This window comes from Streptomyces coeruleofuscus, assembly GCF_039532725.1.
Classification (GTDB): domain Bacteria; phylum Actinomycetota; class Actinomycetes; order Streptomycetales; family Streptomycetaceae; genus Streptomyces; species Streptomyces coeruleofuscus.
In genome coordinates, this window is sequence record NZ_BAAASE010000002.1 from 379,410 (window position 1) to 393,244 (window position 13,835).

Annotated in this window: 13 protein-coding genes; 7 read left to right on the forward strand and 6 right to left on the reverse strand. The window is 72.0% G+C overall.

Annotation, left to right across the window (positions count from 1 at the left end):
• Positions 1 to 55 precede the first annotated feature (55 nt).
• From ABFX81_RS08870 to ABFX81_RS08880, 3 genes are read left to right on the forward strand one after another with little or no spacing between them, the layout of a single operon-like run.
• The gene (locus ABFX81_RS08870) at positions 56 to 760 is read left to right on the forward strand and encodes a glycosyltransferase (protein ID WP_086848370.1); all 705 of its coding nucleotides are present in this window, start codon (positions 56 to 58) and stop codon (positions 758 to 760) included.
• Positions 757 to 1,446, forward strand: coding sequence for a TIGR04282 family arsenosugar biosynthesis glycosyltransferase (locus tag ABFX81_RS08875; protein ID WP_346137876.1), 690 nt, complete (start codon positions 757 to 759; stop codon positions 1,444 to 1,446). The genes ABFX81_RS08870 and ABFX81_RS08875 overlap by 4 nt, the downstream gene beginning before the upstream one ends.
• Entirely contained in the window at positions 1,443 to 2,207 is a 765-nt protein-coding gene (locus ABFX81_RS08880) for a methyltransferase domain-containing protein (protein WP_086848372.1), read from the forward strand. The genes ABFX81_RS08875 and ABFX81_RS08880 overlap by 4 nt, the downstream gene beginning before the upstream one ends.
• A 385-nt stretch (positions 2,208 to 2,592) precedes the next feature.
• On the opposite strand, the gene ABFX81_RS08885 is transcribed toward ABFX81_RS08880, so the two are convergent.
• Entirely contained in the window at positions 2,593 to 3,828 is a 1,236-nt protein-coding gene (locus ABFX81_RS08885) for a molybdopterin-dependent oxidoreductase (protein WP_086848374.1), read from the reverse strand.
• Positions 3,829 to 3,942: 114 nt separating this feature from the next.
• Here ABFX81_RS08885 and ABFX81_RS08890 point away from each other — a divergent pair, with 114 nt between their 5' ends.
• Both ABFX81_RS08890 and ABFX81_RS08895 read left to right on the forward strand, forming a co-directional pair.
• The gene (locus ABFX81_RS08890) at positions 3,943 to 5,295 is read left to right on the forward strand and encodes a hypothetical protein (protein ID WP_346137877.1); all 1,353 of its coding nucleotides are present in this window, start codon (positions 3,943 to 3,945) and stop codon (positions 5,293 to 5,295) included.
• Between the two features lie 53 nt (positions 5,296 to 5,348).
• A complete protein-coding gene (locus ABFX81_RS08895; protein WP_086853118.1) occupies positions 5,349 to 5,813 on the forward strand; it encodes a hypothetical protein in 465 nt (154 codons plus the stop codon).
• Between the two features lie 247 nt (positions 5,814 to 6,060).
• Here ABFX81_RS08895 and ABFX81_RS08900 read toward each other — a convergent pair whose 3' ends face one another.
• Entirely contained in the window at positions 6,061 to 7,110 is a 1,050-nt protein-coding gene (locus tag ABFX81_RS08900) for a saccharopine dehydrogenase NADP-binding domain-containing protein (protein ID WP_086853121.1), read from the reverse strand.
• A 123-nt stretch (positions 7,111 to 7,233) separates the two neighbouring features.
• On the opposite strand from ABFX81_RS08900, the gene ABFX81_RS08905 reads away from it, so the two are divergent.
• Positions 7,234 to 8,199 carry a helix-turn-helix domain-containing protein gene (locus ABFX81_RS08905; protein WP_086853123.1) on the forward strand — a complete coding sequence of 322 codons (966 nt, stop codon included), beginning with the start codon at positions 7,234 to 7,236 and terminating at the stop codon, positions 8,197 to 8,199.
• Between the two features lie 118 nt (positions 8,200 to 8,317).
• Positions 8,318 to 10,258 carry a protein-arginine deiminase domain-containing protein gene (locus ABFX81_RS08910; protein ID WP_428837158.1) on the forward strand — a complete coding sequence of 647 codons (1,941 nt, stop codon included), beginning with the start codon at positions 8,318 to 8,320 and terminating at the stop codon, positions 10,256 to 10,258.
• Positions 10,259 to 10,326: 68 nt separating this feature from the next.
• On the opposite strand, the gene ABFX81_RS08915 is transcribed toward ABFX81_RS08910, so the two are convergent.
• From ABFX81_RS08915 to ABFX81_RS08930, 4 genes are all read right to left on the reverse strand, one after another.
• Entirely contained in the window at positions 10,327 to 10,749 is a 423-nt protein-coding gene (locus ABFX81_RS08915) for a hypothetical protein (RefSeq protein WP_086853125.1), read from the reverse strand.
• A 183-nt stretch (positions 10,750 to 10,932) separates the two neighbouring features.
• Entirely contained in the window at positions 10,933 to 12,135 is a 1,203-nt protein-coding gene (locus ABFX81_RS08920; RefSeq protein ID WP_086853127.1) for an acyl-CoA dehydrogenase family protein, read from the reverse strand.
• Between the two features lies 1 nt (position 12,136).
• Positions 12,137 to 13,087 carry a 3-hydroxyacyl-CoA dehydrogenase NAD-binding domain-containing protein gene (locus tag ABFX81_RS08925; RefSeq protein WP_086853129.1) on the reverse strand — a complete coding sequence of 317 codons (951 nt, stop codon included), beginning with the start codon at positions 13,085 to 13,087 and terminating at the stop codon, positions 12,137 to 12,139.
• Positions 13,084 to 13,830, reverse strand: coding sequence for an acetoacetate decarboxylase (locus tag ABFX81_RS08930; RefSeq protein WP_086853131.1), 747 nt, complete (start codon positions 13,828 to 13,830; stop codon positions 13,084 to 13,086). The genes ABFX81_RS08925 and ABFX81_RS08930 overlap by 4 nt, the downstream gene beginning before the upstream one ends.
• Positions 13,831 to 13,835: the final 5 nt, after the last annotated feature.

The window sequence follows — 13,835 nt, forward strand, 5'->3', positions numbered from 1 at the left end:
GTTTCGTAAGGAGCCGAAGTCCGGTATGCCCGGTTCGTGTTCGTAGGGTGAAACCGTGACGACGACATCTTCCGACGTCGACGTGGTGCTGCCCTGCCTGAACGAGGCCGAGGCCCTGCCCTGGGTGCTCGAACGGATCCCGCCGGGCTGGCGCGCACTCGTCGTCGACAACGGCTCCACCGACGGTTCCGACCGGGTCGCCCGCGCGTTCGGCGCGACCGTGGTGCACGAGCCGCGCCGGGGCTTCGGCGCGGCCTGCCACGCCGGGCTGACCGCGGCCACCGCGGACGTGGTGTGCTTCTGCGACTGCGACGCCTCCCTCGATCCCTCGCTCCTCGTGCCCTTCGTGCGCGAGGTGCGCGACGGCGAGGCCGACCTGGTCCTCGGCCGGCGGCGCCCGCAGGGCCGGGGCACGTGGCCCGCGCACGCCCGCGCCGGGAACCTCGCGCTCGCGCGGATGCTGCGCCGCCGCACCGGGCTGCGGCTGCACGACCTCGGTCCCCTGCGCGCCGCCCGCCGCGAACCGCTGCTCGCCCTCGGTCTCACCGACCGGCGCAGCGGCTATCCGCTCCAGATGGTGGTGCGCGCGGCCGACGCCGGCTGGCGGATCGCCGAGCACGACGTGCCGTATCTGCCGCGCACCGGGGCCTCGAAGGTGACGGGCACGTGGCGCGGCACCTGGCAGGCCGTACGGGACATGAGCCGCGTGCTGGGCGAAGCCCCCGGCGGGACTCCGGCCGTCGGAAGGGACGCACGGTGACCGCACTCCTCGTCATCGCCAAGGAACCACGCCCCGGCCGGGTCAAGACCCGGCTCACCCCGCCGTTCACGCCCCGGGAGGCCGCGTCCCTCGCGGAGGCGTCCCTCGCCGACACCCTGGACGCGGTCGCTGCCACCCCGGCCGACCGCAGGGTCCTCGTCCTCGACGGGGAGCCCGGCCCGTGGCTGCCGCACGGCTTCGACGTCGTGCCGCAGTGCGCGGGCGGTCTCGACGAGCGGCTGGCGCACGCCTTCGCGCGCTGCGCCGGCCCGGCCCTGCTCATCGGCATGGACACGCCGCAGGTGACGCCGGAGCTGCTCACCGTGGACTTCACCGGCTGCGACGCCTGGTTCGGCCCGGCCGAGGACGGCGGCTTCTGGGCCCTCGGCCTGGTCCGCCCGGATCCCGCCCTGCTGCGGGGCGTGCCCATGTCGACCTCCGCGACGGGGGCGGTCCAGCGGGACCGGCTCGTCGCGGCGGGCCTGCGGGTCCGCGACCTGCCCCGGCTGCGCGACGTCGACACGGAGGCCGACGCCCACGCTGTCGCCGCGCTGGCTCCGAAGGGACGGTTCGCGACGCGGCTGGCCCGGTGCGCGGGGAGGGGTTGGGGTGGTGGGCAATACGGCCCGGACCCCGACTCCCTGCCTGACATAACACCGGCTTCCCGTCCGGCCGCGTCCCGATGAGCGCCCCGCCCGCCACCACCGTCGCCTGGGCGACCGCCGACCCCTACTCCGCTGCCCTGCGCGCCGGTCACGGGCCGCTTTTCCTGCGGCGTGCCGACGGCTGGCTGCTGCCGCTGGAGGTGGAGCGGTGGTGTGCCCGGGCCGACGCGGTGGACCGGGACGTGCTGGACCGGTGTGAGGGGGCCGTACTGGATGTCGGGTGCGGGCCCGGGCGGCTGGTGGCGGAACTCGCCGCCCGGGGCCGGGCCGTCCTCGGCATCGACGTCAGCGCCGCCGCCGTCGACCACACCGTACGGATGGGAGGCCAGGCACTGCGGCGCTCGGTGTTCGAGCCGCTGCCCGGCGAGGGCCGCTGGGACACCGTCCTGCTCATGGACGGCAACATCGGCATCGGCGGCGACCCGCGCGCCCTGCTGGACCGGGTGGCCGGTCTCCTGCGCCCCGGCGGCCTGCTGATCGCCGAGACCGCGCCGGTGGACATCGACGAACGCGCCCAGGTGCGGGTCGTCGGCCTCACGGACGCGCGCGGTGCCGGCGATCCGTTCCCCTGGGCACGGCTCGGCACTCCCGCCCTGCTCCGGCACGCCCGGGGCTGGACGCGGGCCGGTCAGTGGACGGCCGACGGGCGCCGCTTCGCCGCCCTGCGCACCCGCAGCAGGCGCACCGCCAGCAGCAGCGCCGAGCCGCCGAAGAGGACGGCGGTGATCAGCAGCCAGCGGGCGAGGAACACGTCCGCCGGCAGGCCGGTTCCGGACCGGTAGCGCCGTTCCACCATGCCGCTGATCAGCGGGAACCACACCAGGAGCAGCAGTCCGGAGAGGGCCGCCGGTACGCGTACGTACGACACCCGGTCCCGGCGTGCGCCGAACCCTCGGACGACCGCCCGGTCCAGGGCCGCGTACAGCGGCAGCAGCACCAGGTCGTGCAGCAGCGCCGCGCCCACGAACCACAGCGCCACGCCGAGCCAGTCACCGGCGAGCAGCCGTACGCCCGCGTAGGCGGCGAGCGCGAACGAGCAGGCGAGCAGGAGGAGCTGGAAGGGGCTCCCGACGGAGATCCGCGGCCGGCGCATCACAGGCCGGCGCATCACGGGTCGACGCATCACAGGCCGACGCATCACAGGTCGACGCATCACAGGCCGTCGCATCACAGGTCTCCGAACGTCATGCGGGCCACCCACTTGGTGTTCAGCACACCGGGTGCCGCGGGCACGATGATCCGTGCCGGGTAGCCGTGGTCGGGGGACAGCTCCTCGCCGTTGACGTACAGGGCGAGGAGGGAACGCGGGTCGGCCACCTGGTTCGCGCGCAGGGCCGCGCTCCGGAAGGCGCCGCGCCGCTGGAGGGACTCGACGAACACGTCCGGCGGGTTGTCGGCGTCGTAGCCGACGAGCGCCGCGAGATCGCGCAGCCGCACCCCGCGCCACCACTGGTCCGACGTCGACCAGCCCTCCACACAGGCGATGGGCAACGCCGAGCTGTGCAGGGGGAATCCGGCGAGCTGGTCCCGGCTGAGACGGACCGTGCCGGCAGGCCCCGTCACGACGAGCCGCCATGCCTCCTCGCCCGTCTCGGCCGTGTCGATCCCGGCGTACGCGGCGGTCTTGTTGATCTGGAAGCCGTTCGGGCCGCTGCCGGGATCGCCGCCGCCGTGCGGTGCGAGGAGGGCGGTGCGCCGCAGGAGCCCGTCGAAGTTCTGTCCCACCGTCGTCGCGAACAGCAGCAGCGAGCCGCCCCCGACGAACCACAGGGCGCCGCGGCGGGAGACCGTCGGCGCGGCGGGACGGGGAGTCACGAGGTCGTTCTCCTCCTCCCGCAGGTGCCGCAGATTGCGCAGCGCGAGGGGCATCTTCAGCAGCACATGGGCGAGGAAGGCGGCGAAGAACACCCACGCTCCGTAGAAGTGCAGCGGGTAGAAGGAACCGGGGAAGACGTAGTCGAGCTGGACGTTGAGCACACCGGTCACGAACTCGAACAGCGCACCGCCCACCAGGAGCAGCAGCGAGATCCGCTCCAGGGCGTGCGCGAGCGAGCGGGCCGGCGGCAGCGCGAACAGCCTCGGAATCACGGACCACAGCTTGGCGAGCAGGACGGGGATCAGGGTGATGCCCAGGGTGACGTGGACGCCCTGGTTGAGCCGGTACAGCCAGTGCGGGTCCGTCGGCCAGGCGAAGAGGTAGAAGCCGAGGATCCCCTTGTCCGGGGTCTTGTCGTTCACCGGCGACAGGTCCGGGTTGTAGGCGGCGTACGAGACCAGCCCCGTCACGAACAGCACGGTGATGCCGACGAGCAGGACGAGGCCCAGCACCGAGGTGAACCGGGGGCCGCGCAGGGGGCTACGCCAGAAGCCGGGCGAGGAGGGAAGCCGTGGGTCGTCACGCATGGCCCGACCGTAGGCCCGGCACACCCCGGAAATGGGTGCTCGACCCATGACGAAACGCTGACATCCGGCCCGGACGGCGGTCCGCGCCCGCCCTGTCGGCCTAGCGTTCCGGCTGTGACCCGCTCCCTCCGCCCTGACCTGCGCCGTGACCTGTACGCCGTCGGGGCCGCCGCCCTGCTGGTGACGGCCGCCGTCCTGGTCGGCCGCCACCTCCAGGACACCAGCCGCACCCTGTTCGTCGACTGGCCCCCGCTGCTGGCGTCCTGGGGCCCCCACCTGGGCCCCGGCACTCCGGCGGCCGTACTCCTGGCGATCGCCACCGTCGCGTACGGCCCCACCCTCGCGGCCCGGCTCCCCTGGCGGACGCTGCTCCCTGTGACCTGGGCGGCGGCCACGGCGTGGATCTTCTCCCTGGCCCTGGTCGACGGCTGGGACCGGGGCATCGCACGCCGCCTCACCACCCGCTACGAGTACCTCCAGGTCATCGACCGCTTCGACGACATCCCGGCAGCGCTACGCGACTTCACCCAGCACATCCTGCTCGACTCCCCCGACAACTGGCCCGCCCACATCGCCGGCCACCCGCCCGCCGCCACCCTCACCTTCGTCCTGCTCGACCGGGTCGGGCTGCGGGGCGGCGGCTGGGCGGGCCTGTGGTGCATCACCGTCGGCGCGACGGCCTGCGTCGCCGTGCTGGTCACGATCCGCGCCCTGGCCGACGAGACCCTCGCGCGCAGGGCGGCCCCCTTCCTCGTCCTGGCCCCGGCCGCCGTGTGGATGGGCACCTCGGCCGACGCCTACTTCGCGGCGGTGGCGGGGTGGGCGGTGGCGCTGCTGGCCCTGGCGGTCACGAGGCGCTCGCTGTCGTGGGCCGGGGCGTCGGGGTTGCTGTTCGGCCTGACCTGCTACCTCTCCTACGGCCTCACACTCATCGCACTGATCGCGGCGGCGGTCCTGCTGCTCGGCCGGCACGGGATCCGGGAGCGCCCCGCCCTGCTGGTGCCGCTGCTCGCGGGCTTTGTCGTGGTCCCCGCGGCGTTCACGCTCGCCGGGTTCGACTGGTGGGAGGCGTACCACCTGCTGGTGACGCGCTACCACCAGGGCGCGGGCGGCATCCGTCCCTACGGCTACTGGGTCTGGGCCAACCTGGCCTGCACCGTACTCATCACGGGCCTGGCGACGGCGGCGGGCCTGCGCCGGACGGGCACGGCGCTGCTCCACCGCCGCGCCGCCGACCCGGACAGGGCCGCCGAGGCCCGCCTCGCACTCCTCATCTCCGCCGCCCTCCTCGCCCTGCTGGTCGCCGACCTGTCCGGCATGAGCAAGGCGGAAACGGAACGCATCTGGCTGCCCTTCGCGGTGTGGCTCCTCCCGTCCTGCGCGTTGCTACCCCACCCGCGTGCTTGGCTCACCGGGCAGGTGGTGCTGGCGTCGCTGGTCAACCATTTGCTGTTGACGGGGTGGTGACGCGGACAGCGCAACGCCCCGCGGAGGACGGCGATGCGTGATCAGCTTGGGATGTGGAGACCATCATCGCCAGCGGCATAGCCGTCCTGGGAACGCTGCTCGGTTCGGGGATCACCCTGGCGTTCCAGCAGCGCACCGTCGACAGGAGCCACGAACTCACCCGTCGGGAGAAGTTGCGACAAGAACGACTCGATGCCTACTCCGCCTACGCCGGCGCATTGGTCAACTACCGCCGCTGCCTGGTTCACCTCTGGTTCTGCGAGCACGAACAGCCTCCACATGAAGACCCCGACACGGTGCGGATCCGTGCCTACGACCTACGCTCCAACGCCCAGGAGGCACTGTTCCGAGCACAGATGCTCACCGAGGACGAGACGCTGAGCCAAGCCGCGGAGAAGGTGCTCGCAGACGTCACTGCGCTGTCCAAGACAGACAGCAGAACAGAACTCGACGATGCCAGGGTACGGACCCGTGACGACATCAGCCGACTGGTCAGAACAGCCAAGCAGCACCTCTGAGGCAGTTGAGCAGGTCCACAGAGTCACCCCGGAGGAGGGCTAGATGCAGTCTCGACGGCGTCCAAGCCCCGGACGGCACGGGGGCAGTTGTCTGGTCAGGCCGCCACACCGTCACGGCACTCGCACGATCCGCCGTCCGGGCCTTCGACCGGATCGATCACGAGCAGGGCGAAGAGGCAGAGAGACACGGCGGCCAATGACGAGCAAAACCCAGCTCACTAGAACGCATCGTGTCAGCCAGCGTCCGTCACTGGAGCGGTTCGAAGGCGATGTGCGGCGCCAGCGCCCCGAGGAAGTCGGCCGCGTCGAAGATCTGGCCCGCGGAGGCTACGCCTACCGCGTGGGTGCGGCCCGTGAGGATGCGGTCGACCGCCTCCACCGCCAGCGGTGCCGTGACGGCGTAGATGTCCTGGCCCGTTGCCACGGCGCGGCGTTCGTCACCGCCGGAGCGGACGACGGCTTCGACCAGGAAGGTCTGATCGGAGCGGCCGGTCTCGTCGGTCGCGGTGGGGGCCGGGGTGTCCGGGGAGGAGAGGTCGCCGGCCGCTTCCGTCGTCATGTGGGTGCGTACCTCGGGGATGGAGAGGTGGCTCGGGATGGTGACCACGTCGGCCATCGTGAAGTCACCGATGACCTCCCTCGTGCCCATCGGGGCGGGGAACGGCCACTTGAGAAGGGTCGGCTCGGTGTCGTGGTACTCCAGGCGGCCGTTCGTGAAACGGACGCGGCGGCCGGACCGGCGCTCGCGGGAGACCGTGCCCGCGGTGCGTGTTCCGGGGGTGGGGTACCAACCGCTCAGTCCGTACGCGATGGTCGCTTCGTCGGCCGTCGTCCAGTCGCCCATCGCGGCCGTGGTCAGGAGGTCGCCCAGGCCGCCGTAGAAGGCCATCGCCGGGACGATCACCGCTCCCGCCGCCCGGGCTCGGTCCGCGAACTGCGTGAACGTGTCGACGTTGGCCTCGATCTCGGCCGCCACGTCCACGTACGGGATTCCGGCGCGCAGGGCCGCCTCGATCAGGGGCGCGGCGGTGAGGGCGAAGGGACCGGCGCAGTTGATCACGGCGGCCGCGCCGGCCAGGGCGCGGTCGAGCGACGCGGGGTCGTCGATCGAGGCCGGGCGGGATTCGGCGCCGGGGGTGGATGCCGCCAGCGCGCGCAGTTTGTCCGCGTCGCGGCCGGCGAGGATCGGGACGAACCCGCGATCGCGCAGTTCAGCCACCACGAAGCGTCCCGTGTGGCCGTACGCGCCGTATACCGTCACCGGCACCGTCTGAGCCGTTCCCGTTTCCGTTCCCATGGGTTCTCTCCCCCGTCGAGTGCTCACGTCATCCGGTCCGCCGCGAGCTGTTACCTACATCCTGGCCACCGTCTGCCGCCCACCGTGAGTGTCCGGAACGACATGCCCCGTACAGTTCCGGACATGACCACTGTCGCGCTCGCCGTCACCGACGGCATGCTGCACTTCGAACTGTCCCTGGCCTACGAGGTGTTCGGGTCGGCACCAGTGGGCGTGGACGTGCCCTGGTACGACCTCCGGGTCTGCGGGGTGGACGCCGTGCGGGTCGGGCGGTTCCGGCTGGAGGCCGACCAGGGGCTCGACGGGCTTCGGGATGCGGACACCGTGATCGTGCCCGGCTGGGCGGACACCGACGTGGAGCCGCCCGTCGAGCTCGTCGGTGCCGTGCGTGCGGCCCACGAGGCGGGGGCGCGGGTGGCCTCCCTGTGCACGGGCGCGTTCGTGCTGGCCGCCGCCGGCCTGCTGGACGGCAGGCGCGCGACCACGCACTGGGCGCACACGGAGGCGCTGGCCGACCGCTACCCGCGGGTGGAGGTCGATCCGGACGTGCTCTACGTGGACAACGGCAGCGTGCTGACCTCGGCCGGCAAGGCCGCCGCGATGGACCTGTGCCTGCACCTGGTCCGTCTCGACCACGGCTCGTTCGTCGCCAACGCCGTGGCCCGCCGGCTGGTCGTGCCGCCGCACCGGGCCGGTGGTCAGGCCCAGTTCGTCGCCGCCCCCGTGCCCAGCCGGGACGACCACCCGCTCGCCGCGCTGCTGCCCTGGGCGATCGAGCGTCTCGACCAGCCGCTCACCGTGGAGGACCTGGCACGCCGGGCGGGGATGAGCTCGCGCCACCTGGGCCGCCATTTCAGGGCGGTGACCGGCACCACGCCGCTGCAATGGCTGCTGACCCAACGGATCCGCCGCGCCCAGGAGTTGCTGGAGACCACCGACGACGTGGTCGACGCCATCGCGGCGGCCACCGGCATGGGCACCGCCACGACGCTGCGCCGGCACTTCAACCGCACGGTCGGTGTGCCTCCGGACACCTACCGCCGGACCTTCCGCTCCGCGCCCGGACTCACCCGGCCGGCAGCGGAGTAACTCCGGCCACGCAGTGAACGCACAGCCGCTGTTCCTCCTCTTGCTCAGCGAACCCCCCAACCGAGAGGAACATGCTGTGCGTTCACGTACGCGGATACGTACACGTAGACCTTCGCGCCTGTACCCGGCCGGGTCCGTCGTCCTGGCTCTCGCCGCCGCGGGATCCGTGCTGGCGGGGCCGGCCGGTTCCGCCTTGGCCGCCGAGACGGGCGGCCGCGCCGATCTGCGGGCGGATGTGAACCGCGACGGACGGGTCGATGTCACGGGTGGCAGCGACAAGGACGGTGAGGACCGCTGGTCCGTCGGGCGTGGAGCTGTGTACCTGCCCAACCTCGACGACGACAGCAAGCGGTGTCCGGTGACCGGGCCGGGCGGCAAGCCGCTGTCCGACGCCAAGCTGGCCGCGTGCAACGACGGCTCCGACACGAAGGTCAACGGCAGCGCGGACGCCGCCGACCTCGCCCGGGTCCGTTCCGTCCCCATGCCGGGGCTGGGCAAGGACGCCCAGGGCAGTCTGAAGGTCACCACGGGAGGCGAGCACGCTCGTCTCTTCGTCAAGCGTTCCGGGAACTGGGTCCCGGTTACCGCCAAGACCCGGCTGACCGCCGCCGAGCTGCGGTCCGGCGTGGAGTTCGGTGTCGAAGGCACCGATGTCGTCCGGGACAGCGCGAAGTGGGACGGCCGGGCGGTGGTCCGGCTGACGGTGACGTCCGGGCAGAAGTCCACCTCCGACGCCGTGACCCTGCGCGTCGCGCCGCTGCTGACCCACCATCACCTCCAGAACGCCCAGCAGGTGATGGTGACCGAGGTCCAGGGCGAGGGCCCGTACAGCCGTCTTCAGCAGAAGTTCGTCGCCGAACTCGCGAAGGAGGTCAAGAACGCCGGGGTCACCGCGCCGCTGGTCAAATTCAAGAAGTACGCCGACCCCTGGGCCCAGGACTTCGTCGAACCGGCCTACGTCAGCATGACCGGGCCGGGCGGTCAGCGGCACGTGATGCGCGTGATGCTGCGTTCCGCCCAGCCGGACCGGGACGCGGGCCGGGAGCTGTTCGAGAAGGTGCGCGGCCGGGACGTCGGTGTGGTGCAGGTGACCGACCGGGCCGAGCCCGACGACTGGTCGCTCAACTCCATGGGGAACCTGGAGACCATCCCGCCCTACGCGCACGGCGGGCGCTCGTTCCCGGCCGGGCGGATCATCATGGGCGAGCGCAAGGACAGCGGGGCGCGGCCGTCCAAGGTGATGCGGACGATGCTCAAGTCGCAGGGGTTGCAGGACCCGCTGCTGCTGGACACTTCCTGGCTGGGGGTGGGGCACGTCGACGAGTTCGTGCAGTTCCTGCCCGCCGACACCCCGCGCGGCTGGCGCCTCGGCGTCGCCGACCCGGAGGCGGGGCTGGAGCTGCTGCGCGACGCCAAGCGCGACGGCCACGGCAAGACGAAGATGTTCTCCGTCCCGGGCCGCAGTGACAGTCCGGCGCCCAAGGAGACCATCGACCAGGCGCTCGCCTCCAAGCACCTGGTGGCCGACAACGAGATGGCCGCGCGGCGCATCGCGGCCAACCTGGAGATCCTGAAGCGGGAGACGGGCGTCACCGACGGGGAGATCGTGCGGGTGCCGGCGCTGTACACCCGCGAGTCGGAGGTCATGACCGCCGGCGGCGACGAGATTCCGGTGCCGCGTCTGACGCGCATGGGCGGCGGTTCCGACCTCGTGGACAGCCTCGGGGACCGCGGCCAGCAGAAGTGGCTCGCCGAGAACCCGGCCGGCTCGCGTACGAAGGCCGCGGCGACGGTGATGACCAGCGCGTACGTTCCCGGAGCGGTCAACGGCGTGCTCCTCGGGCGCGACCGTTACCTCGCCCCGCGCCAGTGGGGGCCCGTCATCGGCGGCAAGGACATCTTCACGCAGGCCGTCACCGCCGCTTACCAGCGGGTCGGCCTGAAGGTGTCGTACATCGACGACTGGTACACGTACCACCTCGGCATGGGCGAGGTGCACTGCGGCACCAACACCCTGCGCGACGCGACGGCGGCGTGGTGGCAGCGGCCGGTGGGGTGAGCCGTAACGCGGGGTAGGCGGCGGGTGGTACGGGCCGCCCGTCGGCCCGGGGCGGCGGAACCGGACGGTCAGGAGCCGTACGGTCCGTCGCCCCGCCCGGGTGCCAGGCGGCGGTAGGCCGCGCGGGCGTGGGCGAGGCGGGCCAGGGCCGTGCCCACGAGCGTGGCGGTGAGCAGGCAGGCCAGCCATGTGGTGTCGCGGGGGCCGGCCCAGGTGAGGGTGCCCGCGGGCGGGATGGCGAAGCCGTTGAGGAACAGCCAGCACAGGACGGCCGTTCCGGGGGCCGCCGTGAAGCGTGCGCACAGGCCGAGCACCGCGGCCAGCAGGGACAGCGCGAGCAGGGCCAGACCGGGACGGCCGGTCCCCACCACGCTGTTGAGGACTGCCACCAGCACCAGCGCGCCGCCGAACGCCCCGGCCCACACCAGTGGTGTCGCCACGGGCCTCGGAACGGGCCTGGCTCCGGTGCCCAGGGGCCTCCACTCGATCATGCCGGCGCTTCCTTCCCCGAGGGTGCTCGTCAGGGTCCCACTCACAGCTGTTCAGTGAAACACTCGAACCGGACAGTCGGGCGACGCCGCAGAACATGACGAAACCCCAGGTCCAAGACCTGGGGTCGCTTCGTCCGGACCGGCCGGTCCAGCCGCACCGGGTCGTGTCCCGGCGGCGGAGCGTCACACGAAGGCGCTCTGGCCCGTGATCGCCTTGCCGACGATCAGGGTGTTCATCTCGCGGGTGCCCTCGAAGGAGTAGATCGCCTCGGCGTCGGCGAAGAACCTGGCGATGTCGTGGTCCAGGAGGATTCCGTTGCCGCCGAAGATCTCCCGGCTCCAGGCCACGACCTCCCGCATCCGCGCGGTGACGAACGCCTTGGCCAGGGCGGAGTGTTCGTCGCGGAAGACGCCGGCGTCCTGCAAGCGGGCGAGCTGCGCGAGCAGGCCCCACGACGCGGTGATGTTGCCCAGGCTCTTGACCAGCAGGTCCTGAACGAGCTGGAACCCGCCGATCGGGCGGCCGAACTGACGGCGTTCCCGGGCGTAGTCGAGGGCCAGTTCGTAGGCGCCGGCCATGACGCCCAGCGCCTGCCAGGCCACTCCGCTGCGCGTCGCGCGCAGGATCTCGGCGACGTCGCGGAAGGAGTTGATGTTCTGGAGGCGGTTCGCCTCCGGTACCCGGACGTCGGTGAGGGTGATCTCGGCGTTCTCGACGATCCGGAAGGCGATCTTGCCCTCGATCTTCGCGGGGTCGAAGCCGGGCGTGCCCTTCTCGACGACGAAGCCCTTGACGTGGTTGTCGTCGACGTCCCGCGCCCACACCACGACGTAGTCGGCGAAGGTCGCGTTGCCGATCCACTTCTTGGCGCCGTTCAGGATCCAGGTGTCGCCCTCGCGCTTGGCCGTGGTGCGCATGCCGCCGGCGACGTCGGAGCCGCCGAGCGGCTCGGTCATGGCGAACGCGCCGATCTTGTCCATCGCGGCCATCTGCGGGAGCCAGCGGTCGCGCTGTTCCTGGTCGCCGCCGGAGTGGACGGAGTACATCGCGAGGCCGTTGTGGACGCCGAAGAAGGTGGCCACCGAGGCGTCGGTGCGGCTCAGTTCCATCGCCAGCATGCCGCTGAGCAGGTTGCTGACGGCGGGCCGGTGCTCGCCGTAGCCCTCGTAGGGCAGGCCGGCGAGGCCGCTGTCGCGGAAGATGCCTACGAGTTCCCGGGGGAACTCGCCCTTGGCCCAGTTGTCGTTGACCAGCGGCTTGATCTCGTCGCGCATGAGGGTGCGGGCCTTGAGGAGGATCTTGCGCTCCTCGTCCGGCAGCAGCGTCTCGTAGGCGTAGAAGTCCGCGGCGAGCTGGTCTTCGAGCGGTTGCATCGTGGTGGTCATCTCAGTTCTCCTCCTTGTCGGCGCTGTCCAGGGCGGACAGGACTGCCAGTTGCCTGCGGTCGCGCGTCTCGGTGAGGTCCGGGTACGTGGCGGAGCCGTAGGCCTGTTCCACGGCTGCGATGAGCCGTTCCTGCTGTGCGTCGTTCTGGGACGGGGTGCCGAGGTCCGCCCACATCCGCTTCATCGAGGCGCCGATGTGCTCGGCCATGTGCCGGTAGCCGCCGGGTCCGCCGCCCAGGTGCGAGCCGAGGAACGGCCCGACCGTGGCCCAGCGCAGCCCCAGCGAGTTGGTCATCACCGTGTCGAGCTCCTCGGGCGTCACCACGCCCTGCTCGACGAGGTACACGGCCTCGCGGCTGAGCGCGTTCTGGAGCCGGTTCCCGACGAAGCCGGGGATCTCCTTGCGCTCGACGACCGGGGTGCGGCCGACCGAGGTGTAGAAGTCGACGGCGGCCCGTACGGCGTCCTCGCCGGTGCGCTCGCCGGGCACGACCTCGACCAGCGGGATGAGGTGCGGCGGGTTGAAGGGGTGGCCGATCAGGACGCGGGCGGCGTCGTCGTCCGCCAGCTCCTTGGTGAACTCGGTCGACGGGATGGCCGACGAGGAACTGAGCAGCAGCGCGTGGCCGGGTGCCTCCCGGGCCAGGGTGGCGAACAGGTCCTGCTTGAACCCGACGCGCTCGGGGCCGTTCTCCTGTACGACGTCCGCGTCCCGGACCGCCTCGGTGGCGTCGGCGGCGAGGTGCACCCGGCCGGCCAGGCCCGTCACGTCCAGGCCGCGGGCGGCCAGCTGCGGGGCGGATCGTGCCAGGGTCTCGTCCACGGCCTCGGCGAGGTCCGGTCGCGGGTCGCTCACCCGGACCGTCAGGCCGTGCGCGGCGAACAGGGCCGTCCAGGACAGTCCGATGGTCCCGGCGCCGATCACCGCGGCCGTACGGAAGGTGCGGGTCATGACGCGGCTCCCTTCAGGTAGTCGTGGACCGGCTCGGCGCCGGACAGCGTCAGGTCGGTGAGGAGGTGACTGGCCGACACGATCTCCAGCACCGGCAGGTCGGCCAGCGGGGCGAGTACGTGCTGGAAGAGCTGGAGCCGGGCGGGGCCGGTCCATGCCCCCTTGACGGTGACGTCGGTGATGCGTGTGCGGACGAGTTCCTGCACCCGCGGCGAACCGTCGTAGCCGGGGATGGTCTTGAGCATGAACGTCGGCACGGTGATCTGCGCCTCGGCCTCGCGCCGGTCCAGCTCGTGGTGCTTGTAGCCCATCGTCGCGGTGGCGACCCGCAGGCTGCCGTGGTCGAGGGTGCCGACGAGCGCGCCGGAGTCGACGGTGAGCGACGGGGAGCCGAGCACCTTCGGGTAGGCGGAGACCTCGCGTCCGGAGGCGGTCGCCGGGAAGTTGTCGAGGTACATGGCGTGCAGGTACTCGCCGTGCTCGCCCTCGAAGCCGACGGGGATCGCCTGGCCGGCTTCCGTGTAGGGGCCGTATCCGCTGACGTCGCCCATCTTCATGACCTCGAAGCGGACCAGGGGTTCACCGATCCGCAGCGGTTCGGGGACGACGGCCCGCAGCGCGTCGGGGTCGGTGCGGTAGACGACGTTGAGGTACTCCCGGTCGGTGAACCGCGGGACCGTCGGCGCGTAGGCCGGGCTGGTGAGCGGGGTGGTGAGGTGCTGTCGTACGTCCTCGGCCTGCATGGCGG